The organism is Streptomyces sp. V1I1 (assembly GCF_030817355.1).
Classification (GTDB): domain Bacteria; phylum Actinomycetota; class Actinomycetes; order Streptomycetales; family Streptomycetaceae; genus Streptomyces.
Window position 1 is genome coordinate 7252259 of sequence record NZ_JAUSZH010000001.1, and the last position, 21574, is coordinate 7273832.

A 21574-nucleotide genomic window follows, 5' to 3' on the forward strand; every position below is an offset into this window, starting at 1 on the left:
TATGCTCCTAAGCTGTTCCATCCCGTCGAACCCTGTCCAACCCGCCGAGCCCTTGTCGAAGGAGCCCATGCGCATCCACGCCGAGTCCACCTGGACACCACCCCCACGTGATCCGGAGCAGCCGCCCGCCCAGGTGCGACGGATCCTTCAGCTCTTCCGTCCCTACCGAGGCCGCCTCGCGGTGGTCGGCCTGCTTGTCGGCGCCGCGTCGCTCGTCTCGGTCGCTTCCCCCTTCATGCTGCGCGAGATCCTCGACACCGCGATCCCGCAGGGCCGCACCGGCCTGCTCAGCCTGCTCGCCCTCGGCATGATCCTCACCGCGGTGATGACCAGCGTCTTCGGCGTGCTCCAGACGCTGATCTCCACCACCGTCGGCCAGCGCGTCATGCACGATCTGCGCACCGCCGTCTATGCCCAGCTGCAGCGGATGCCGCTCGCCTTCTTCACCAGAACCCGCACCGGAGAGGTCCAGTCGCGCATCGCAAATGACATCGGCGGGATGCAGGCGACCGTGACCTCCACCGCGACCTCCCTGGTCTCCAACCTCACTGCGGTTGTCGCCACCGTCGTCGCGATGCTGGCGCTGGAGTGGCGGCTCACCGCCGTCTCGCTGCTCCTGCTGCCGCTGTTCGTCTGGATCAGCCGCCGCGTCGGCCGCGAGCGCAAGAAGATCACCACGCAGCGCCAGAAGCAGATGGCCGCCATGGCTGCCACCGTCACCGAGTCGCTCTCGGTCAGCGGCATCCTGCTCGGCCGCACGATGGGCCGCGCCGACTCGCTGACCAAGTCCTTCGCCGAGGAGTCCGAGCGCCTCGTCGACCTTGAAGTGCGCTCCAGCATGGCCGGGCGGTGGCGGATGTCCACCATCGGCATCGTCATGGCCGCCATGCCCGCCCTGATCTACTGGGCCGCGGGCCTCGCGCTCCAGTCCGGCGGGCCCCAGATATCGATCGGCACGCTCGTCGCGTTCGTCTCGCTCCAGCAGGGCCTGTTCCGCCCGGCCGTGAGCCTGCTCTCCACCGGAGTGCAGATGCAGACCTCGCTCGCCCTCTTCCAACGGATCTTCGAGTACCTCGACCTGCCGGTCGACATCACCGAGCCCGAAAAGCCGGTCCGGCTGGAGAAGATCAGCGGCGAAGTGCGGTTCCAGGACGTCGACTTCGCGTACGACAAAAAGCAGACGCGGCCGACCCTCGACGGCATCGATGTGACCGTGCCCGCGGGCGGCAGCCTCGCAGTCGTCGGGCCCACCGGCTCCGGCAAGTCCACGCTCAGCTATCTGGTGCCCCGGCTGTACGACGTCACCGGGGGCAGAGTCACCATCGACGGAGTCGACGTACAGGACCTCGACTTCGACACCCTCGCCCGGGCCGTGGGAGTCGTCTCCCAGGAGACGTATCTCTTCCATGCCTCCGTCGCCGAGAATCTGCGCTTCGCCAAGCCGGACGCCACCGAGGCGGAGATAGAGGCGGCCGCGCGCGCCGCGCAGATCCACGACCACATCGCGTCGCTGCCCGACGGCTACGACACCCTGGTCGGCGAGCGCGGCTACCGCTTCTCCGGCGGCGAGAAGCAGCGCCTCGCTATTGCCAGGACGATTCTGCGCGACCCGCCCGTCCTCATCCTCGACGAGGCGACCAGCGCCCTCGACACCCGTACCGAGCACGCGGTGCAGCGGGCGATCGACGCGCTCTCCGCGGGCCGGACCACCATCACCATCGCCCACCGGCTCTCCACCGTCAGGGACGCCGACCAGATCGTGGTCCTCGACGCGGGGCGAATAGCCGAGCGCGGCAGCCACGAGGAACTGCTCGACCGGGACGGCCGCTATGCCGCTCTGGTGCGCAGGGATGCGCAGTTGACCCCGGTCGCACCCTGACCGACCTCGCATCCGGTCGGGTACGGCATGATCGCCGCCCATGAGAGCTCTTCTTGGGGTGGACCTGCCCGGATACCGGCCCGTCGACCATGACGTATGGGCCAATGACGCCGGCGACGTGCTGTCGCTGCACTTCTTCGGGCTGCCGCCGGACCTGCCCGCGTCGCTCGACGACGGTCCCGCGGTGCGCGCCGCGCTCACCCGTCTGACCGCCGAGGCGGGCGGCGGCCTGATCGAGGCCTCGGTCAAGTCGCTGGGGCAGTTGCCCGCACAGCTGCCCGCACTGAAGCAGATACTGAAACTGCCGCTGCCGGGACAACCCAGCGGCCAGGCCTTCATCGGCAGCTTCACCGTGCCGCGCCTCAACTGCAGCACCGTGGTGAAGATCCAGGCGGCCGAGCGCGGCATGACGGGGATGCGCGAGGCCATGGTGATGGCCCAGGTGGGCCACGACAACTACTTCCGGCCACACCCGTACGCCCCCGAGGTGCAGGGCGGTCTGCCCTTCCACGCCGCCGACCACGCCCAATGGGACGCGCAGTTCCCCGATCACCCGCTGACCAGGGTGCGGCGCGCCCTCGACGCGCTCACCGAAGCGGTGCAGGTGGTACCGGAATTCGCTGCCCTGCCGCCCTTCAAGTCGTAGGGGCCGTGTCGCTGCGGGCCGGGTCCGGGGATCGGCGCATGCGCCGGGTTAGCGTGCCCGCATGATGAACGAACCCCCGCCGGCCCAGCCCGGGCGCAGGTTCCGCCTGACCCGCCGTGGCCGGCTGGTCCTGATCGTGAGCGCGGTCGTCGTCATCGCGGCGGCTGCGGTGCTGGTGCCGCTGCTGCTGCGGCCGGCCAAGGAGGAGGAGAAGAAGGCCTCGCTGCTGATCCCCGAGGGCTGGCGTGCCTCGCAGGTCTACGCGGCCGTCGACAAGGCCCTCGGCAAGCAGCCCGGCACCACCCGGAAGGCCGTCGGCACGGCGACGCTGAAGCTGCCCGCCGATGCCAAGGGCAACCCCGAGGGCTACCTCTTCCCCGCCACGTATCCCATCGACGACAAGACCACGCCGGCGAGCCTGCTCAGCTACATGGTCAACACGGCCAATCAGCGGTTCGGGGCCGACCACATCAGCAGCGGCGCACAGCGCAGCGGCGTGACGATCTATCAGACGGTGAACATCGCCAGCATCGTGCAGGCCGAGGCAGACACACCCCGGGACATGGGAAAGGTCGCCCGGGTCATCTACAACCGGCTCACCGACGGGATGCCGCTCCAGATGGACTCGACCCTGAACTACGCGCTGAATCGCAGCACTTTGGACACCACGGCCGCAGACACGAAGATCGACAGCCCCTACAACAGCTATGAACGCACGGGCCTTCCGCCCACCCCCATCGGCAACCCGGGGGAGCAGGCGATGCACGCGGCGATCAATCCGACGCCCGGGGACTGGCTCTACTTCGTCACCGTCGCGCCGGGGGACACCCGCTTCACCGCCAGTTATCGGGAGCACCTGCGCAACGTCGAGCAGTTCAACGCCAACCGCTCAAGCGCGAGCAGCGGCCGCTGACTGCCGTCACACCAGTGCCGCTTCGCCCTCCAGCAGCCGCATGATCTCGCGGACCGCGGCCCGCCCGGCGCGGTTGGCGCCGATCGTCGATGCCGAAGGCCCGTATCCGACAAGATGGATGCGTGCGTCCCGTACGGCACGAGTGCCATCGACCTGGATGCCGCCGCCCGGCTCGCGCAGCTTCAGTGGCGCGAGATGGTCGATCGCCGCGCGGAAACCGGTCGCCCACAGGATCACATCCGCCTCCACCGTCCGCCCGTCGTCCCAGGCCACTCCAGTCGGCGTGATCCGGTCGAACATCGGCTGCCGGTCCAGGACCCCCGACTCGCGGGCGCGCCGCACGGCGTCGTTGAGCGGCAGCCCGGTCACCGAGACCACGCTCTGCGGCGGCAGCCCGCGGCGTACGCGCTCCTCCACCATGGCCACCGCCGCCCGCCCGTAGTCCTCGTTGAACGGGCCCTCGCGGAAGACGGGCGGCCGCCGTGTCACCCAGGTGGTGTCCGCCGCCTCCTCCGCGATCTCCATCAGATGCTGGGTCCCCGAGGACCCGCCGCCGACCACCACCACGCGCTGCCCGGCGAACTCCTCCGGCCCGGGGTAGTTCACTGTGTGCAACTGCCGTCCCCGGAACGTCTCCTGGCCGGGGTAGCGCGGCCAGAACGGGCGGTCCCAGGTGCCGGTCGCATTGATCAGCGCCCGCGTCGACCAGGTCTCCTCCGAGGTCTCCACGAGCAGCCGCCCGCCCTCGCCCTCGTGTACCGCGGTGACGTCGACGGGCCGGTGGACGCGCAGCTCGAAGCGCTCCTCGTACGCCGAGAAGTACGCACCGATCACCTCGGAGGAGGGCCGCGCCTCGTCCGCGCCGGTCAGCTCCATGCCAGGCAGCGCGTGCATGCCGTGCACTTTGCCGTACGTCAGCGATGGCCAGCGGAACTGCCAGGCACCGCCCGCTCGCGGGGCGTGGTCGAGCACCACGAAGTCGCGGTCCGGAACCAGACCGGCGCGCCGCAGATGATAGGCGCCGGACAGGCCGGCCTGTCCGGCGCCGATGACGACCACGTCCACGTCCCGCGCCCCGAAGTTGTTCACGCTTCTACCAACCGCGCCGGGGCCGTGGATCTTCCCACGCACCTACAGGAAGTTGACTCCCTGCGCCAGGGGCAGGCTGTCCGAGTAGTTCACCGTGTTCGTCGCCCGGCGCATGTACGCCCGCCAGGCGTCCGAGCCCGACTCGCGCCCGCCGCCGGTCTCCTTCTCGCCGCCGAAGGCCCCGCCGATCTCTGCGCCCGAGGTGCCGATGTTCACATTGGCGATGCCACAGTCCGAGCCGTCGGAGGCCAGGAAGCGCTCCGCCTCCCGCTGGTCCTGCGTGAAGATGCTGGACGACAGGCCCTGCGGGACGCCGTTGTGAAGCGCGACCGCCTCCTCCAGGGTCCGGTAGGTGAGCACATAGAGGATCGGGGCGAAGGTCTCCCGGCGTACGACGGCCGTCTGCGCGGGCATCCGTACGACCGCGGGCCGCACATACGCCGCGTCGGGCGCCTGCTCCGCCAGCTGCCGGTCGCCGCCGGTGAGGATCTTCCCGCCGTCGGCCTCGGCCGCCGTCAGCGCCTCGGCCATCGCGTGGTGCGCCGTACCGGAGATCAGCGGGCCCACCAGGGTGGTTTCCTCGAACGGGTCGCCGACCGGCAGCTGCCCGTACGCGTGGACGACCTTCTCCAGCAGCTGCTCGGCGACGTCCTCGTGGACGATCAGCCGGCGCAGGGTGGTGCAGCGCTGGCCCGCGGTGCCCGCCGCGGAGAAGACGATCCCGCGCACCGCGAGGTCGAGGTCGGCGGACGGGGTGACGATCGCCGCGTTGTTGCCGCCCAGTTCGAGCAGACAGCGGCCGAAGCGGGCGGCCACCCGAGGGGCGACCTCGCGCCCCATCCGGACCGATCCGGTCGCGCTCACCAGCGCGACGCGCGCGTCGTCGACCAGCCGCTCGCCCGTCTGACGGCCGCCCAGGAGGAGCCGGTGCACGCCCGCGGGCGCACCGGTGTCGGCGGCGGCGCGGGCGAGCAGGGCGTCGCAGGCCAGAGCGGTCAGCGGAGTCAGCTCCGAGGGCTTCCAGACGACGGTGTCACCGCAGACCAGGGCGATCGCGGTGTTCCACGACCAGACGGCGACCGGGAAGTTGAAGGCCGAGATCACTCCGACCACGCCGAGGGGGTGCCAGCTCTCCGAGAGCCGGTGGCCCGGCCGCTCGGACGCCATGGTCCGCCCGTAGAGCTGCCGGGAGAGACCGACCGCGAAGTCACAGATGTCGATCATTTCCTGTACTTCGCCGAGCGCCTCGGAACGGATCTTGCCGGCCTCGATGGTGACCAGATCGGCGAGGTGCTCCTTGTGCTCGGTAAGCAGTTCGCCCAGCCGCTTCACCAGCGCCCCGCGCTGCGGCGCGGGTACCGTGCGCCACTGCCGGAAAGCCTCACCGGCCGCGCCGATCGCCGCGTCGGCCTGCTCGGGCGTGGTGGCGGGCAGCGTGAACAAAGTGGCGCCGGTAAGCGGCGTACGGGCGATGACGTCGCCGCCCGCGGGCAGCCCGGCGCCGCAGCGCAGCAGGCTCTCCCGGGCCCGGGCGCGCAGCGAGTCGTTGTCGGGAAGCGTGGTGCTGTTGCTGGTCAAGGCGTGTCCTTGGGGAGTCCGAGGGCCTGGCGGGCCTGCCGAAGTAAACTGTCCTGCTCAGCGGCGTAGAGGTCGAAGGGGTCGTGGACGGGGCGCTCCAGTACGCCGGAGAGCCACTGCTGGTCGTAGTGAGCGCCCAAGGCGGTGGAGTTCCTGGTGCCCTTGTCGGTGAGGTTCGACTGGAAGATCCCGGCGGCCGACCGGGGCAGGAAGTCCTCGTAGACGATGGGGTTGGCGCTCACCCAGTCGCCGTCGACGAGGCCCGCGAGATCCTGCGGCGGGGTGCGGCCGTCCCGGGGCCGGTCGCCTGTCGGCTCGTAGCGGAAGAACGCCTTTTCCTGGACGGCCAGTTGGCGTTCGGTGCGCGGGAAGCGGGTGGCCCAGACCTCGGCGGGCTCGCCGATCAGCTCGTCGTAGAGGGCTCGGCCCGCCCGGGTGAGCGCGATGCCGCGCGCCTCGACCTCGCCGAAGCGCACCCGCAGGGAACCTTCGCCGACGCTGCCGTCCGGCTCGCGGAAGCGGCGCGGCTCGGCCAGCGCGCGGAACGACGTCTGGCGCAGCAGCACATCTGGACCGTCCCAGTGCGGCGGCCCCTGGATCCGGTCGATCATCGTGATGCCGCGCTCGCCCATGCGCCGGTAGAGCTCGTCGATGTCGAGCACCCGCGGTGTGAGGTGGTTGATATGGGTGCTGCTGACGCCGCCGATGTCGGCGGCGACGGCGGAGACCCGTTCCAGCTCGGCGTACCAGGCACGGTCCACCGGCTCCGGGGACAGTTCGAAGGCGGCCACCGCCAGGGTGAGGAAGCGCTCCGCCTGCGGCTCGTCGAGGCCCTGTTCCCGCTCGGCGCGCGCTGCCAGGTCGATGAGCTCGGGCGGGAAGAGTTCACGCCGGCCCAGGAACGACTCGAGGCGGGCCTCCAGCCCGGCGTCGAAGAACCGGCGGTCGGCGGTGGTGAGCATGGAGGTGAAGACCCGGAAGGGGTTGCGTTCCAGCTCCTCGGCGTCGATGGGCCGGAACGCGGTGGAGACGACCGGGACCGCGCTGGCCGCGGCTTCACGGAGGTCGTAGAAGCCCACCGGCTCCATGCCCAGCGCGGCGAAGATCTGGGCGGCCTGGCGCATCTCGCGCGCCGTGCCGACGCGGATGGCGCCGTGCCGCTCCGCCGTGACGCGCTCGATGCCGCCGAGCCGTCCCGCGTCCCCGTCCTTGCCGATCACCTCGTCGTTGACCTGCGCCGACACCTCCAGAAGAGTGGTGTACGCGGGGACCTCCGTGCCGTACATGTCGGAGAGCCGACGGGCGAACGCGGCCCGTAGCCGCCAGGTGGGGATCACCGATTCCTCCTTCCGGTCCAGTGGGGACGGGGGTCAGATGATGTGGGCCTCGGGGCGGACGGCCGCGGCATGCCCCTCGAAGCGGGCCGCGGAGAGTGGTCCGACATCGATGAACGGCGTCCTGTCCAGATAGAGGTCGCGGACGATCTCGCCGACCGCGGGCGCCTGTAGAAACCCGTGCCCGGAGAAGCCGGTGGCATACAGGAAGCCGCTCACTTCCCCCGCCCGGCCGATCAGCGCATTGCGGTCGGGCGTCATCTCGTACAGCCCCGCCCAGCCGTTCTTCGCCTCCAGCCCCGCCAGCGTCGGCGCCCGCCGCAGCGCGCGCCTCGCGGAACGGCTCCAGCCACTCCCGGCTGAACTCCCGCCCGAAGCCCGGCTCCTGGCGCGGGTCGGAGAGGCCGAGGATCAGGCCGCCCGCACCGTCGTTATGGAAGTAGAGCGTCGAGGCGAAGTCGAGCGTGAAGGGGATCCGCGGCGGGGCGGGCGTCAGCGGACCGGTCAGGGCGATCTGCCGGCGCAGCGGGGTGACGGGGAGGTCCACCCCCGCCATCGCGCCGACGGCCGCCGACCAGGGGCCCGCGGCGCAGACCACCGCCCGGGTGCGCACCTTCCCCGATGTCGTCCGCACCGCCCGCACCTGTCCGCCGTCGACGTCGATTCCGGTGACGGTGGTGTGCGTACGGACCGTCACGCCGAGCCGCTGGGCCGCGCGCAGATAGCCGTTCACCGCCGCCTTCGGCAGTGCGTAGCCGTTTCGGCGGGGGAGTAGGCGGCCGCGACGATCGAGCGCGGTTCGAGGAAGGGGCAGAGTTCGTGCGCCGCGCGGGGCGTGATGATCCTGCTGGGGACGCGGAGTTCGTTCTGTACGCCTACGCCCTGCTGGAAGGTCGCCACCTCCGCCTCGCTGCCGAGGAGGAAGAGATAGCCGACGCTGTCTATCCCGATGTCGGCCCCCGGGCGGGTGGTGAACGCGCGCCAGGCCTCCAGGCTGCGCTGCCCCAGCCGGATGTTGAGCGGATCCGAGAACTGCGCGCGAATCCCGCCGATGGGCTTGCCCGACGAGCCGGACGCCGGCTCGTCGCGCTCCACCACCAGGACATCCCTGACCCCGGCCTCGGCCAGGTGGAAGGCGACGCTCGCCCCGACGACGCCACCGCCGACGATGACGACGTCCGCGGTCGCGGGAAGGGGAGCGGAGGGAGCGGAATCCGAACGGAGAGCACTGTGAACCATGAAAGAGCCGTCCCGTCTGCTCGATACATCCCGGTATGCATCCCGGTAGGGGGCGGTATGAGGCGGAGTCCGTGCGGTGAGAGCCATGGTGGACGCCGCCGACTCTTCGCGTCCATTGACAGTTTCAGCAGTCGATCTTTTAGATCCTCTCTATGGAACTGGGCGGAGTACATCTGCGCGCGCTGGTCGAACTCGCCCGCTGCGGCACGATGACCGCTGCCGCGGCAGCCCTCGGCTACACCCCCGGCGCGATCTCCCAGCAGATCGCCCAGCTGGAGCGGACCGCGGGCGCGCAACTGATACGGCGGGTCGGGCGCCGGGTCGAGCTCACGGACGCCGGGCACACCCTGGTCGTCCACGCCGGGCACATCCTGCGGGTCCAGGCCGAGGCGGCGGCCGCGATAGAGCGCACTCGCACGGAGATCGCGGCGCGGCTGCGGCTGGGAGTGTTCGGCACGGCGGCGGCCGCGTTCCTGCCGCCCGCCTTGCGCTGGCTCGGCGAGCATCACCCGGGCGTACGGGTGGTCAGCCAGGAGGTGGACGTCGACCAGGCGCATGCGGAGGTCTCCGCCGGGCGGGTCGACCTGGCCCTCGGACTGGACTACCCGGACGCCCCGCTCGCCCGGGACGAGGACTCTGAACTGGTACGGCTCCACTCCGAGCGGTTCTCCGTGGCTGTGCCGACGCCGGACGCGCCGCCGGCCGGGACGGCCTGGCGGCTGACCGAGCTGGCCGAGCGGGAGTGGATCCTGCCTGCTCCCGAGTCGTACTACGGACGTGCTGTGCGCACGGCCTGCCGCCGGGCCGGGTTCGAACCGCGCGTCGTCCACGAGGTCACCGACACCGCGACCTCACTGGCGATGGCCGGTGCGGGGCTCGGTCTGGCCCCGCTGACCGGGCTCATGCTGCGACTGCGCTCGGAGGGCATCGCCCCGGTCCCGCTCCACGACGTCGTCGAACGCCATGTGGTGGTGGCCGTACGGGCCGCGTCCCGCGGGCGGCCGTCGGTGGAGGTCCTGATCGAGGCGCTGCGCCGCGCGGCGACGACGGGTCACTGAAGGGCGACGGGGGGGCGCCCCCTACCGCCCGCCCGCGATCAGCAGCGGGGCGCCCCGTTACTTTCTTCGTGGCCCTGAAACGGGGCTCCTGGCCTCCGGGCCCGGCATGACTGTTGCCCCCTGTCGAAGCGATGACCTGGGGGGTGGTGTCACCGGGTCCGGGGCACCGTCTGACCGCTGATGAGAGGCCCGACCGTCACCCGGCCGAGCGCAACGCCCGGCCGTTGAAGGGTGGCAGGTCTGCGTAACGTGGATGCGCGCGCTCGGTGCCGGTGGGTGAGGCCGGGACGGAACGACCACCCTCGGGGGGTGCGGTGCTCGACACCGGTGAAATCGCGGTCTTCCTCGGCCTGGACGTCGGCAAGGGCGACCACCACGGCCACGGCCTGACAGCGGGCGGCAAGACCGTCTACGACAAGCGGCTGCCCAACAGCGAGCCGAAACTGCGGGCCGTGTTCGACAAGCTCACGGCCAGGTTCGGCCGCGTGCTGGTCATCGTGGACCAGCCCGCATCGATCGGCGCCCTGCCGCTCGCGGTGGCCCGGGACGCCGGCTGCCACGTGGCCTACCTGCCAGGGCTGGCGATGCGGCGGATCGCCGATTTGTATCCCGGTGAGGCAAAGACCGATGCCCGCGACGCGCACGTGATCGCGGACGCCGCCCGCACCATGCCTCACACCCTGCGGGCCCTGGAACTGGCCGACGAGACCGCGGCCCAGCTGACCGTCCTGACCGGCTTCGACCAGGACCTCGCCGCCGAGGCCACCCGCACCAGCAACCGGCTCCGCGGCCTGCTCACCCAGTTCCACCCGAGCCTGGAGCGAGTACTGGGGCCCCGCCTGGACCACCAGGCTGTGACGCACCTGCTGGAACGCTTCGGCTCGCCCGCCGCCCTGCGCAAGGCCGGACGCCGCAGGCTCGTGAACCTGATACGGCCCAAGGCCCCGCGCATGGCCGAACGCCTGGTCAACGACATCTTCGACGCGCTCGACGAACAGACCGTCGTCGTCCCGGGCACCACCACCCTGGACGTGGTGGTGCCCTCGCTGGCCCGCTCGCTCGCCGCCGTCCACGAACAACGACGCGCTCTGGAAGCCCAGATCAGCGAGCTGCTGGAGTCGCACCCTCTTTCCCAGGTCCTGACCTCGATGCCCGGAGTCGGTGTCAGGACCGCCGCCACCTTGCTGGTCACCATCGGCGACGGATCGTCCTTCCCGACCGCCGCCCACTTGGCCTCCTACGCCGGCCTTGCCCCGGCCACGAAGTCCTCCGGATCGTCCATCCACGGCGAACACGCCCCCAGAACAGGCAACCGACTCCTCAAACGCGCCATGTTCCTCTCCGCCTTCGCGGCCCTGCACGACCCCGCCTCCCGCAGCTACTACGACCGGCAGCGAGCCCGCGGCAAAACCCACACCCAAGCCCTCCTCCGGCTCGCCCGCCACCGCATCAGCGTCCTGTTCGCCATGCTCCGAGACGGAACCTTCTACGAGTCACGCACCCCGGAAGCGACCCCCGCATGACCCACGCAGGCTTGACGAAGGACATAGAGGCACCCCCCGGGGCCGATGCCGGGCGGCCGTTCGTCGCCGGGACGCCGAGCAGCGGGGAGAGGGAGAGCAGCAGAGCGGCGGGAAGGATGCGTTTCATCAGGGTTCGTGACTTTCTGGTGAGAGGAGGTGCAGGAGGCCGACGGCTGAGCGGCGGGCTCGTCGACGCCGAGTTCGGTGAGCAGCCGCGAGCGCAACGCGGCAAAGGCCGGATCGCCGACGGCACGCGGACGGTCCAGCGCGACCGGCGTCTCGTACGCGATGACGCCGTCCCGCATCACCAGCGCCCGGTCCGCGAGCAGCAGCGCCTCGCCCACGTCATGGGTGACCAGCAGCACCGCGCAGCCGCGGCGCTGCCACAATTCGGCGACCAGCTGCTGCGCCTTCAGCCTGGTCAGCGCGTCGAGCGCCCCGAACGGCTCGTCCAGCAGCAGCAGATCCGGCTCGCGCACCAGCGCCCGCGCCAGCGACGCGCGCTGGGCCTCGCCGCCCGAGAGCGTCTTGGGTCAGGCCCCGGAGCGATGGCCGAGCCCGACCTCCTCCAACGCGCTCTGGGCCACGGCCCTTTCCGGCTTGCCGGGAAGCCCGAGCCGTCCGCGATGAGCTCGCCCGCCGCGCGGGCGATGGTGCCGGGCGAGGCGAGCGTGTCCCGGTGCAGGACTCCGGTCGCGCTGAACACCTGCCACAGGGTGAGGAGCAGCAGCGGGCCAACGGTGCGCCGCAGCCAGCGCGGTACGGAGCGACGGCGCGATCCGGGGCCCGAGGCGGGACTAACCGGCTCCAGTTCCAGTTCGGGGGATTCGGGGGATGTCGAGTTCTGGGAAAAGAGCGATATATCCGGCGGGGCGTGACCGACGGTCATGGAGGCTCCACAGGCAGGGGGAGATGTGCCTCAGCCCCCGTACACGGCGCGACTACGCGGGCACGGGCTCGGCGAGGTGAGGCAGCAGAAACGAATGAGCGCGCGGGGAGGGCGCTGCAAACGAGGAGGAAGCTGAAAAGGCGTCAGCAGCCGCGACAACACGCGGCGGAAGCCACCCGCAGCAGGTCGATGTGACCGCGCGTGGTGAGCAGAGCTGTACGCAACGTGTCGCAGAACGTAGCGACCGGTTCCGGATCCGGTCAATGGCGTCTCGGTCCTCGGACGCGCGGTCTTGCGGAACGAACGAGATGATGGACCCATGCCCGGACCCTTCACCACCAGAATCCTGAACATCTCCACCGGCTCCGACGAGACGGTGACCGATCTGACCCGCGCCTGCGAGCAGTTTCTCCAGGAGACCGCGGGCGGCAGGGACGGCCTGCTCAATGTCTTCGTCCCGCATGCGACGGCCGGCATTGCCGTCATCGAGACCGGCGCGGGCAGCGACGACGACCTGCTCGCCACGCTGCACACGCTGCTGCCCGCCGACGACCGCTGGCAGCACCGGCACGGCAGCCCCGGCCACGGCAGGGACCATGTCCTGCCGGCCCTCGTCCCGCCGCACGCTACTCTGCCGGTGATCGGCGGCCGGCTGGAACTCGGCACCTGGCAGTCCGTCTGCCTCGTCGACACCAACCACGACAACCCTGACCGTCAGGTGCGGCTGAGCTTCCTCGGGTAGCGCGCCGGCGGGCCATGGAGCGCCCGAGTGCTGTGTTAGCCGATGCCGATACGCGTCTTCCAATAGCTTGCGGCGCCGATGATTTCCGTGCCGGACCCTGAAAGCACGCTGGCCAAAGAAGCTGTATCGCCCCACCCGCCGGGAGATCCGCAACCGAGCGGTTGGTCAGCTGAAGAAGACGAACCGCGGGAGCGGCCAAGGCCCTCTCCGAGGCCATGGCCGCCCGGTTCGAGGAGATCAAGCTCGATGCGGAGGGGGCGTGAAGGGCGGAGGTCAGCCGTTGAGGAGGCCGGCTTCGACGACGGCGCGGCCGAAGGGGCTCGCGAGTTCGGCGAGACGTTCGCAGTCGGCGTCACCCAGGGCAGCGTAGGCGGGAAGGGCCAGGCGGTCGGTGCGGTCCTCGATGTGCCGGCGCAGGCGTACGCCCTCCGGGCTCAGGGAGTCGCCGTCGAGGAGACCTCGCGTGCCCAGGCGCTCCTCGGTGTCGGCCCACTCCTCCTCGGGCCATGCGCGGCTTCCCTTGAGGAAGTCGACGGGAACCTCACCGGTGGCAGCGTGCAGAACCAGGGCCTCCAAGCCCCCCACGCCCTCGCTCAGCAAGCACGCGACATGGCCGTCTCCACGGAACTCCCGGAGCAGCGTCTGTGCGTGCCACAGCTGCAGTACCGGTTCCTCCGGCCAGGGCAGCGCGGCATGCGCGGCGAACAGCGGGCGGCCCTGCGCGTGTTCGCAGGCCGCGTCGGCGGCCCTGCGGGTCAGCGCCAGGACCTCGTCGAAAGCGGGGAGTTCGTGGATGCCGGCCCGTCGCAGGGCCTCGCTCGCGGCGGCGTGCCGCGCGTCCAGCACCTGCTGCGGCGTCACCGCGTCCCAGACCCCGTCGACCGCTTTCCGTACGAGACCGGGGTTGAAGTTGTAGAAGGTCGAGATGACCAGCTCAGCGGATGCTCGGCCGAAGGCGGCGCTCCGGGAGGCGAAGTACCCGGCGCGTCCGCTCAGTCCGAGGTCCGCGTACCGTCGCCTTCCCTCGGGGGCGAAGTAGATCATGCCGTGTACGGGCTCGAGTCGGCGCCAGGCTGTTCGCGCTGTCTTCACGGGGTCACCTCTTCTGAGAGTCGACAGAGTGCGTATTCGCTGTGGTTCCGGACTCGCCGTGCGCCCGCAGATGTTCGAGCAGCAGGCGGCTCAGCGTTTCGGGCGCCTCCTCGGGGACCCAGTGGCTGACGTCCTGGAGGGTCTCGAACCGGTACGGCCCGTTGACCCACTGCCCGGACTCCCGCGCGGCCGCCGGGCCGAACGCGCTGTCCTGGGTGCTCCAGACGTACAGCGTGGGCACCTCGATGACGCCGATCGCGCCGTCGGGGCGGCCGGCCCGGTACCAGTTCAGCGCCGCGGTGAGAGCACCCGGCTGGGAGAGGTGACGCACGTAGGCCTCAGCACTGGCCTGTGGGACCTTTCCGGCGTAAGTGGCGCGAAGCGCCTCGGCATCGCCTGCCAGCATGCGCTCTTCGGTCGCGGGCGTTTCACGCCAGGCGATCATGTACTGCGATCGTTCGTGCTGGTCCTTGTCGGTACGCAGGGTGGTGGCCAGAGCGCCGGGGTGCGGGGTCGAGACCACCGTCAGGGTACGTACGCGGTCGGGGTGGGTATCGGCGGTCCACCACGCCACCGCGCCTCCCCAGTCATGGCCGACCAGGTCGAACGACCCCCAGCCCAGTTCCTCCGTGATCGCGACCACATCGTCGACCAGGAAGTTCATGCGGTAGTCCGCGGGCCGCTCGGGGCGGGCCCCGGGAGAGTACCCACGCTGGTCGGGTGCCACCACCCGGTAGCCGTGCGCGGCCGAATCCGCGATCTGCCGTTGCCACACCAGCCGCGTCTGCGGGAAGCCGTGGAGCAGCAGCACCGGGCGGCCCTCGGGCGGACCCGCCACGGTCGCGTCGAACACGCCCGCAGCGGTGGAGATGCTCAGCTCGGTCACGATCCGCCCCTTCATACCGACTGGTCGGTCAGCCTTAAGCTGCGGAGGGGGATTGTCAAGGTGGAGAACACGCGCAGTTCCCGCAGCGGCAGCCGCGTGCCGCCCTCCCTCAGAGATCTATTGAACTTGACGTCGAATTCAACTATAAACATCGCGAGGCCGGCTCCCGCCACCCTGCGGCCGCCCAGACGAACCGGACCGACAGGAAGCAGTGAGGCGACATGAGGGAAGCAGTCATCGTTTCGACGGCACGGACGCCGATCGGGAAGGCCTACCGCGGCGCGTTCAATGACACCCAGGCGCAGGAACTTGCCGCCCATGCCCTCTCGCACGCGGTGCAGCGCGCCGGGCTCGAGGGAGGCGAGGTCGAAGATGTGATCTTCGGCTGCGCCATGCAGCAGGGGTCATCCGGTGGCAACGTCGCCCGCCAGGCCGCTCTCCGTGCCGGACTTCCGGACTCCGTGTCGGGGATGACGATCGACCGGCAATGCTCGTCGGGCCTGATGGCGATTGCGACGGCCGCCAAGCAGATCGTCGGCGACGGCATGCAGGTCGCTGTCGGCGGCGGTGTCGAGTCGGTCTCCCTGGTGCAGAACGAGCACATGAACACCCACCGCATGACGGATCCCTGGCTGGTCGAGCACAAGCCGAGTATCTACATGCCGATGTTGCAGACGGCGGAGATCGTCGCCGAACGCTACGCCGTGAGCCGGGAACGCCAGGACGAGTTCGCGCTGGTGTCACAGCAGCGCACTGCGGCGGCGCAAGCGGCCGGGCGGTTCGACCAGGAGATCGTCGCGCTCGACAGCGTCAAGAAGGTCCTGGACAAGCAGTCCGGGGAGGTGCGGGACGAGGCCGTGACCCTGACCCGGGACGAGGGCAACCGCGCGTCGACCACACTCGATGGCCTGGCAGGGTTGGCGCCGGTGCTGCCGGACGGTCAGGTGACCGCGCATTCCAGCGTGACGGCGGGCAACTCCTCGCAATTGTCGGACGGGGCTTCGGCGTCGGTGTTGATGGAGTCGAAGGAAGCCGAGCGCCGCGGACTGGAGCCGCTGGGCGTATACCGGGGTATGGCCGTTGCCGGTTGCGGGCCGGACGAGATGGGGATCGGTCCGGTGTTCGCAATTCCGAAACTGCTGAAGCAGCACGACCTCACCATCGACGACATCGGTCTGTGGGAACTCAACGAGGCGTTCGCTTCCCAGGCGCTGTACTGCCGTGACGAACTGAACATCGACCCGAAGCGGTTCAACGTCAATGGCGGCGGAATCTCGGTCGGCCATCCGTACGGAATGACCGGTGCCCGCCTGGTGGGGCACGCCCTGATCGAGGGCAAGCGCCGTGGCGTCCGATATGTAGTGATCTCGATGTGTGTCGGCGGCGGAATGGGCGCAGCCGGGCTGTTCGAGGTCGCTTAGTCCTCATGAGAATCGGCGGACCATGGCTGCCTCGCAACGGCCGGTGGGAAGCCGGCCGCGGTCGCATCGGCCGGTGGGAAGCCGGCCGCGAGAGAGGGTGTGGATACTGTGTCGAGCGTGGTGGAAAAGGCCCGAACCGCGGTCCTCGTGGACTTCGGCGGGGTCATCACCTCCAGTGTGTTGCGGGCGTTCACCGACTTCGGCGCCTCACTCGGCGGCGACCCGCGCCTGCCGCTGGACCTCCTCAGCCGGGACCAGCCATCGCGCACCCTCCTGGCCGACCATGAGTGCGGCCGTATCGACGCCGGAGCCTTCGAGCGAGGATTCGCCGAACGTCTCCGTGCCCACGGCGCCGACGTAGCCGCCGAGGGGCTCACGGCCCGGATGCAAGCCGGAATGTCGATCGACCAGGACATGCTCGCCCTGCTCGGTGATCTTCGCGTCGCCGGGTATCCCGTTGCGCTGGTATCCAATTCTTTCGGGACCGGAACCTACGATGGCGTCGACCTCGCCGCTGTGGCCGACGCGGTCGTCATCTCCGCCGAGGTCGGGATCCGCAAGCCCTCCCGGCGGATTTACGCGATCGCATGTGGACGACTCGGCGTCTCCCCCGAGGAGGCAGTCATGATCGACGATCTGCGGCAGAACCTCGACGGAGCGGCGCGGATCGGAATCGAGGGTGTGCTTCACACCGGTGCCGCCGACACCTGCCGCCAACTCGCCGAACGCTTCAGGATCACCGCCTGACCGATCGACCGATCGACGGGAGGTCGATCGACGGGAGACCGGTCGCGGGAGACCGGTCCGGGAGACCGGTCATACCCGGGATCGACACCGCCCGCGGGCCGAGCGGCGGTGCTCGCGCCCGCCCGGTGCGGTGCTCACGTACTTCGGTACCACCTCTGCCCGACCAGGCGGCCGGCGCCTGCACCCTCCTTCAAGTCCCGCCGCCGGCCGGATCCTTCCCGGATGAGCTGCCGTATGCGGTTCGTGACGGTGGCGTCGCCGTCGTCCACGGCGAGATGCCTGGGTGATACGCACCTCCCGGCATTTCCGACGTCGAATGGCTTGAAGTCGAGGTCGGATTCAATTCTACTGAGGGGCGAGGGGGAGACCCGCACTGCATCACCTGCTCACATCCCCGGAAGGCACCGTCCATGGCCAGTGTTCTCGACCCGGTCTGCCGCCACGCGGCTGCAACCCCCGACAACATCGCGCTGCGCGGCGTCGCGGAACATTGGACCTACCGGCAACTGCGCGACACGAGCGTTCGGTACGCGAGCGCCCTGGCCGCCGCAGGCCTGTCCCCGGGGGACCGGGTGCTGCTGGCGGCGCCGTCGGTGCCTGAGTTCGTGGTGGCTTACCTCGGGATCCAGGCCGCGGGCTGTGTCGTGGTGCCGGTCAACACGATGTCCACCCGGGCCGAAGCCGAATACGTCCTCGGCGACGCCGGGTGCGCGTTGGCGATCGCATGGCACGCCCTCGGCCCCGCCGTCGCCGAGGCGGCCGCGACGCTCAAGGTGCCCTCCTGGACGCTGTCCCCCGGCGCGACGGCCACCGATGCCGCCCCCGCCCCCGTCGTCGACCGGGACCGCGACGAGACCGCGGCCATCCTGTACACCTCGGGTACGACAGGGCGGCCGAAGGGTGCCCAGCTCACGGTCGGGAACCTGTTGTCCGCCGGGGAGATCGGCGCCGAGTGCAGCCGCGGATCGAGCGCCGACCGTACCGGCACCGGACTCCCGCTGTTCCATGTGTTCGGCCAGGCGTCGGTCATGATGGCGACCTTGACCGCGGGCGGCTCGATGTCGTTGCTGGCCCGATTCGACCCGGCGTCGATGCTGGAGATGCTGCGCCGCGACCGGCTCACCATCATGGCCGGCGTACCGACCATGTGGAACGCGATGCTGCACTCGGCGGGCGATGCGAACCCGGCGGACTTCGCCCAACTCCATATCGCCGTCTCCGGCGGCGCGTCGCTCCCCGGGGAGATCGCGCGGGCCTTCGAGGCCCGGTTCGGCTGCACCATCCTCGAAGGCTATGGGCTCACCGAGACCACCGCGTTCGGCACCTTCAACGACATCGACCGCGGCGGCAAGACCGGGTACACCGGCCGGGCGGTACCGCGGCTGCAGGTCCAGGTGCGTGACATCGACGGCAACGAGTGCCCGCCGGGTACGGTCGGCGAGATCCACATCAAGGGACCCACGGTGATGCGCGGCTACTTCAACCGCCCCGCGGACACCGCCGCGGTAATCTCGCCCGACGGCTGGTTCCGGACCGGCGACCTGGGCGACACCGACACGGACGGCGACCTGCGCATCGTCGACCGGATCAAGGACTTGATCATCCGCGGCGGATACAACGTCTACCCGAGTGAGGTCGAGGAAGTTCTCTACGAGCACCCGGACATCGTCGAGGCAGCGGTGATCGGCGTTCCCGACGACCACTACGGCGAGGAGGTCGCCGCGCTCGTCGCCGCCCGGCCCGGTTCGGAGCTCGGTGCCGCCGAGGTGTCGAGCTGGACACGAGAGCGACTGTCCGCCTACAAGGTCCCCCGCATCATCCGGTTCGTCGACGCGCTGCCCAAGGGCCCGAGCGGGAAGATCCTCAAGCGTTCCATCGACCGTACGGAGCTGATCCGCGACCCCGCGCTCGGCGACGTACCCGCCCGCCGGTACTGAACATCCGTTGCAGTCGGCCTCCGGCATCGTGGGTTCCTTCCCCGCGTTGAACGCACGGCCCCAGTCGGCGCTGCGCGAATGACCGCAGCAGATAACGGAGGAGTTGGCCAAGCACGACGCCGACCATCCCGAGGCACCGTCCGCGCCGTTCGCGGTCAATCTCATCGTGCACAAGACCAACTCACGCCTGGAGGAGGACCTCGCGACCGTCGTGGAGTTCAAGGTGCCGCGAGCGCCGCGCGCACCTGGCCGATTCATGACTCTGGCGTCGGATTCAAGTACCCTTTCGGCGATGGATACCACCGCGCCCGAGGAGAATTACAGCGAGAAGGCACCGCCGATGGCGCCCCTCTCGTCACTTCGCGAGCTGCCGACGACAAAGCGCGGAGCGCGGACACGCGCCGCTTTGGTGAAGGCCGCGCGGAAGGTGTTCGAGCGGGACGGCTACCTCGACACCCGCCTGGCCGACATCGCCAAAGAGGCCCAATGCGCGGCGGGATCCTTCTACACCTACTTCGCCAACAAGGAAGAGGTGCTTGCCGCCGTCTTGCTGGAGGCGCAGGAGGACATGATGCACCCCGGCATGGGCCGGGTGCAGGGTACCGACGAACCGTATGCGGTACTCGAGGCGAGCAATCGCGCGTATCTCGAGGCATATAGACGGAACGCGAAGCTGATGGCACTGCTTGAGCAGGTCGCACAAGTGGAGCCGGAGTTCCGTAGGTTCCGAAGCCGGCGCGCGGATGCCTTCATCCACCGCAACGCCCGCGGCATCGCCGACCTGCAGGCGCGGGGTGTCGCAGACCGTGAGGTCGATCCGATGATGGCCTCCCGTGCGCTGTCGGGCATGGTCAGCGTCATGGCCTACAGCGCCTTCGTGCGCGGCGAAGGGCAAGAGGAAGGTACGCCGGTGGACTTCGAGGAGCTCGTCTCCACGGTCACCCGGCTCTGGGCGAACGCCCTGCGGTTCCCCGGCCACCGCTGATCCGGCAGTAGCGCCGGCCGGGGCGGAGCCCGCCGTCTGCCGTTCGACGATCCTGGACTCCGGCGCCCGCACCGGCGACGGATCAGGTTGCGTGAGCCTTCACGCTCGGCCACCTCACTCACCACACCCTGGTGCCGCCGGGTTCCACTCTTATTCCCCTCTCCTCCACGGATGTGACGTCGCGCGCAGGCGGATGGGTAAGCCGACATGTCAGGGGCGGGGAACGGCACCTGGCCGTAGCCGTCGTCGAGGTTGCGCAGCCGTCGAACGTCAGCAGTTGCGACGACACGGCCGCCGGGCAGGGCCGTGTTCGGTGAGCTGCTCGTACCCCTGGGACAGTCGAAAGGGCAGCGATGCCCGCCTTGAATTCTTTGTCCGCAGTCCAGTGGGGCGAGGCGGCCTGCTCCGCGTGGTGATGCGCTCAGACAGTTGAACTTGACGTCAGATTCAATTATACAGGAGGCGGAGACCACGGTCACCTCATCTCGGGGGTCGTGGCCCGGCACCGCACGCCCCGCCACGGAGAGGTTCGCTGTGAACGTTGCACAAAGAGTTGCCATCGTCACCGGTGGCGGTGGCGGTGGCGGTGGCGGTGGCGGCATCGGCCGCGCGCTGGTCGCACGGCTCGCTCGCGAGGGTGCCCGGGTCGTCGTCGCCGACCTCGACGCGGACACCGCGCGGGCGGTATCGGCGTCAGTCAACGCCGACCATCCGGGAAGCACCGTGAGCGCGGGCGCGGACGTGTCGGACAAGGGCTCGGACTACGACCGGTGGCTGCGCGGGATGCGCCGCTACCAGAACTCCCTGCTGGCGCAGTCATGACCGGCGCGCCCGACGAACTCGTCCTCGCCGAACACCGCGGGCCCGTGCTGGTGCTCACGTTCAACCGGCCCGCCAAGCTGAACGCCTGGACCGACGAGCTCGAAAACCGCTACTTCACACTGCTCGACGCCGCCGAGGACGACCCGGACGTACGCGCCATCGTGGTCACCGGCGCGGGACGCGGATTCTGCGCCGGCGCCGACCTCCAGCGGCTGCAGGCGGCCGGCGAGGTCTCCGAGGCGGACAGGGCGCGGCGCCGGCCGCGCGACGTGCCGCTTTCCTTGCGCAAACCGCTGATCGGTGCGGTCAACGGGGTGGCCGCCGGCCTGGGCATGGTGGAGGCGCTCTACTGCGACATCCGCTTCGGCTCGCCCTCCGCCCGGTTCACCACGGCCTTCGCGCAGCGCGGGCTGATCGCCGAGTACGGGATCTCCTGGCTGTTGCCCCGGCTGGTGGGGCACAGCCGGGCAACGGACCTGTTGCTGTCGAGTCGCATGGTGGACGCCGAGGAGGCACTTCGTATCGGACTCCTCGACCACCTGGTCCCCACCGGCAGTGTGGTCGACGCAGCTGTCGCGTACGCCGCCGATCTGGCGAGGCGCTGCTCCCCGGCATCCATGGCCACCATCAAGAGCCAGCTGCGCAACGACGCGGACGGCACCTACGCCGATTCCGTGACCCGGGCGGAAGGCGTCATGCTCCAGGCCTTCCGCGGGGCCGACTTCGTCGAAGGCGTGGCCAGTCACCTCGACAAGCGCACACCGAGTTTTCCATCCCTACCCGTCAGGAGTTGA

Annotated in this window: 20 protein-coding genes and 2 pseudogenes; 12 read left to right on the plus strand and 10 right to left on the minus strand. The window is 70.1% G+C overall.

From position 1 onward, the window contains the following. The first annotated feature begins 67 nt into the window (after nucleotides 1–67). The 3 genes from QFZ67_RS34045 (at nucleotide 68) to mltG (ending at nucleotide 3438) form a co-directional block, all read left to right on the plus strand. Nucleotides 68–1879 carry an ABC transporter ATP-binding protein gene (locus QFZ67_RS34045; RefSeq protein ID WP_307664881.1) on the plus strand — a complete coding sequence of 604 codons (1812 nt, stop codon included), beginning with the start codon at nucleotides 68–70 and terminating at the stop codon, nucleotides 1877–1879. Nucleotides 1880–1919: 40 nt separating this feature from the next. Beyond that, nucleotides 1920–2525, plus strand: a complete 606-nt coding sequence (locus QFZ67_RS34050) for a hypothetical protein (RefSeq protein ID WP_307664882.1) — start codon at nucleotides 1920–1922, stop codon at nucleotides 2523–2525. A gap of 61 nt (nucleotides 2526–2586) precedes the next feature. Next, on the plus strand, nucleotides 2587–3438 hold the full coding sequence (gene mltG, locus QFZ67_RS34055; protein WP_307664883.1) for an endolytic transglycosylase MltG: 852 nt from the start codon (nucleotides 2587–2589) through the stop codon (nucleotides 3436–3438). A 6-nt stretch (nucleotides 3439–3444) separates the two neighbouring features. Here the strand turns inward: mltG and QFZ67_RS34060 are convergent, their stop codons facing one another. The 6 genes and pseudogenes from QFZ67_RS34060 to QFZ67_RS34085 all read right to left on the minus strand — a co-directional run bounded on the left by QFZ67_RS34060 (nucleotide 3445) and on the right by QFZ67_RS34085 (nucleotide 8678). Continuing rightward, entirely contained in the window at nucleotides 3445–4527 is a 1083-nt protein-coding gene (locus tag QFZ67_RS34060; RefSeq protein WP_307666071.1) for an NAD(P)-binding domain-containing protein, read from the minus strand. A 42-nt stretch (nucleotides 4528–4569) separates the two neighbouring features. After that, nucleotides 4570–6105, minus strand: coding sequence for an aldehyde dehydrogenase family protein (locus QFZ67_RS34065; protein WP_307664884.1), 1536 nt, complete (start codon nucleotides 6103–6105; stop codon nucleotides 4570–4572). Continuing rightward, nucleotides 6102–7442, minus strand: coding sequence for a VOC family protein (locus QFZ67_RS34070; RefSeq protein WP_307664885.1), 1341 nt, complete (start codon nucleotides 7440–7442; stop codon nucleotides 6102–6104). The genes QFZ67_RS34065 and QFZ67_RS34070 overlap by 4 nt, the downstream gene beginning before the upstream one ends. Before the next feature lie 33 nt (nucleotides 7443–7475). After that, nucleotides 7476–7763 (minus strand): FAD-binding oxidoreductase, encoded by a 288-nt coding sequence (locus QFZ67_RS34075; protein WP_307666072.1) that lies wholly within the window; start codon nucleotides 7761–7763, stop codon nucleotides 7476–7478. 73 nt (nucleotides 7764–7836) lie between these two features. After that, nucleotides 7837–8172 (minus strand): annotated as a pseudogene (locus QFZ67_RS34080) (NAD(P)/FAD-dependent oxidoreductase); the annotation flags it as partial. Continuing rightward, entirely contained in the window at nucleotides 8169–8678 is a 510-nt protein-coding gene (locus QFZ67_RS34085) for an FAD-binding oxidoreductase (protein WP_307664886.1), read from the minus strand. The pseudogene QFZ67_RS34080 and the gene QFZ67_RS34085, both read right to left, overlap by 4 nt. Before the next feature lie 152 nt (nucleotides 8679–8830). On the opposite strand from QFZ67_RS34085, the gene QFZ67_RS34090 reads away from it, so the two are divergent. Continuing rightward, the gene (locus tag QFZ67_RS34090; protein WP_307664887.1) at nucleotides 8831–9736 is read left to right on the plus strand and encodes a LysR family transcriptional regulator; all 906 of its coding nucleotides are present in this window, start codon (nucleotides 8831–8833) and stop codon (nucleotides 9734–9736) included. Between the two features lie 314 nt (nucleotides 9737–10050). Further along, nucleotides 10051–11259 (plus strand): IS110 family transposase, encoded by a 1209-nt coding sequence (locus tag QFZ67_RS34095; RefSeq protein ID WP_307659275.1) that lies wholly within the window; start codon nucleotides 10051–10053, stop codon nucleotides 11257–11259. 179 nt (nucleotides 11260–11438) lie between these two features. Here the strand turns inward: QFZ67_RS34095 and QFZ67_RS34100 are convergent. After that, nucleotides 11439–11876: pseudogene (locus tag QFZ67_RS34100) on the minus strand (ATP-binding cassette domain-containing protein); the annotation flags it as partial. A 415-nt stretch (nucleotides 11877–12291) separates the two neighbouring features. Then, nucleotides 12292–12372 carry a putative leader peptide gene (locus QFZ67_RS39200; RefSeq protein WP_373430255.1) on the minus strand — a complete coding sequence of 27 codons (81 nt, stop codon included), beginning with the start codon at nucleotides 12370–12372 and terminating at the stop codon, nucleotides 12292–12294. 95 nt (nucleotides 12373–12467) lie between these two features. Between QFZ67_RS39200 and QFZ67_RS34110 the strand changes: the two genes are divergently transcribed. Next, on the plus strand, nucleotides 12468–12890 hold the full coding sequence (locus QFZ67_RS34110) for a secondary thiamine-phosphate synthase enzyme YjbQ (protein WP_307664888.1): 423 nt from the start codon (nucleotides 12468–12470) through the stop codon (nucleotides 12888–12890). Nucleotides 12891–13163: 273 nt separating this feature from the next. On the opposite strand, the gene QFZ67_RS34115 is transcribed toward QFZ67_RS34110, so the two are convergent. Together QFZ67_RS34115 and QFZ67_RS34120 are read right to left on the minus strand one after the other, a co-directional pair. Further along, nucleotides 13164–13982: a hypothetical protein gene (locus QFZ67_RS34115; protein WP_307664889.1), complete on the minus strand. Its 819-nt coding sequence runs from the start codon at nucleotides 13980–13982 to the stop codon at nucleotides 13164–13166. A gap of 4 nt (nucleotides 13983–13986) precedes the next feature. After that, entirely contained in the window at nucleotides 13987–14868 is an 882-nt protein-coding gene (locus QFZ67_RS34120; protein ID WP_307664890.1) for an alpha/beta fold hydrolase, read from the minus strand. Nucleotides 14869–15089: 221 nt separating this feature from the next. On the opposite strand from QFZ67_RS34120, the gene QFZ67_RS34125 reads away from it, so the two are divergent. From QFZ67_RS34125 to QFZ67_RS34150, 6 genes are all read left to right on the plus strand, one after another. Then, nucleotides 15090–16289, plus strand: coding sequence for an acetyl-CoA C-acyltransferase (locus QFZ67_RS34125; protein WP_307664891.1), 1200 nt, complete (start codon nucleotides 15090–15092; stop codon nucleotides 16287–16289). A 117-nt stretch (nucleotides 16290–16406) separates the two neighbouring features. Next, nucleotides 16407–17036: an HAD family phosphatase gene (locus QFZ67_RS34130; protein WP_307664892.1), complete on the plus strand. Its 630-nt coding sequence runs from the start codon at nucleotides 16407–16409 to the stop codon at nucleotides 17034–17036. Between the two features lie 410 nt (nucleotides 17037–17446). Beyond that, nucleotides 17447–18973, plus strand: a complete 1527-nt coding sequence (locus tag QFZ67_RS34135; protein WP_307664893.1) for an AMP-binding protein — start codon at nucleotides 17447–17449, stop codon at nucleotides 18971–18973. A 103-nt stretch (nucleotides 18974–19076) separates the two neighbouring features. Next, a complete protein-coding gene (locus tag QFZ67_RS34140; RefSeq protein ID WP_307664894.1) occupies nucleotides 19077–19958 on the plus strand; it encodes a TetR/AcrR family transcriptional regulator in 882 nt (293 codons plus the stop codon). Between the two features lie 534 nt (nucleotides 19959–20492). Further along, nucleotides 20493–20780, plus strand: a complete 288-nt coding sequence (locus tag QFZ67_RS34145) for an SDR family NAD(P)-dependent oxidoreductase (protein ID WP_307664895.1) — start codon at nucleotides 20493–20495, stop codon at nucleotides 20778–20780. Then, entirely contained in the window at nucleotides 20777–21574 is a 798-nt protein-coding gene (locus QFZ67_RS34150) for an enoyl-CoA hydratase-related protein (RefSeq protein WP_307664896.1), read from the plus strand. The genes QFZ67_RS34145 and QFZ67_RS34150 overlap by 4 nt, the downstream gene beginning before the upstream one ends.

Excerpts from the sequence above, each read along its gene's own strand:
- QFZ67_RS34045 (WP_307664881.1), top strand. The coding sequence starts at position 68 with ATGCGCATCCACGCCGAGTCCACCTGGACACCACCCCCACGTGATCCG.
- QFZ67_RS34050 (WP_307664882.1), top strand. The coding sequence starts at position 1,920 with ATGAGAGCTCTTCTTGGGGTGGACCTGCCCGGATACCGGCCCGTCGAC.
- mltG (WP_307664883.1), top strand. The coding sequence starts at position 2,587 with ATGATGAACGAACCCCCGCCGGCCCAGCCCGGGCGCAGGTTCCGCCTG.
- QFZ67_RS34085 (WP_307664886.1), bottom strand. The coding sequence starts at position 8,678 with ATGGTTCACAGTGCTCTCCGTTCGGATTCCGCTCCCTCCGCTCCCCTT.
- QFZ67_RS34090 (WP_307664887.1), top strand. The coding sequence starts at position 8,831 with ATGGAACTGGGCGGAGTACATCTGCGCGCGCTGGTCGAACTCGCCCGC.
- QFZ67_RS34110 (WP_307664888.1), top strand. The coding sequence starts at position 12,468 with ATGCCCGGACCCTTCACCACCAGAATCCTGAACATCTCCACCGGCTCC.
- QFZ67_RS34125 (WP_307664891.1), top strand. The coding sequence starts at position 15,090 with ATGAGGGAAGCAGTCATCGTTTCGACGGCACGGACGCCGATCGGGAAG.
- QFZ67_RS34135 (WP_307664893.1), top strand. The coding sequence starts at position 17,447 with ATGGCCAGTGTTCTCGACCCGGTCTGCCGCCACGCGGCTGCAACCCCC.
- QFZ67_RS34150 (WP_307664896.1), top strand. The coding sequence starts at position 20,777 with ATGACCGGCGCGCCCGACGAACTCGTCCTCGCCGAACACCGCGGGCCC.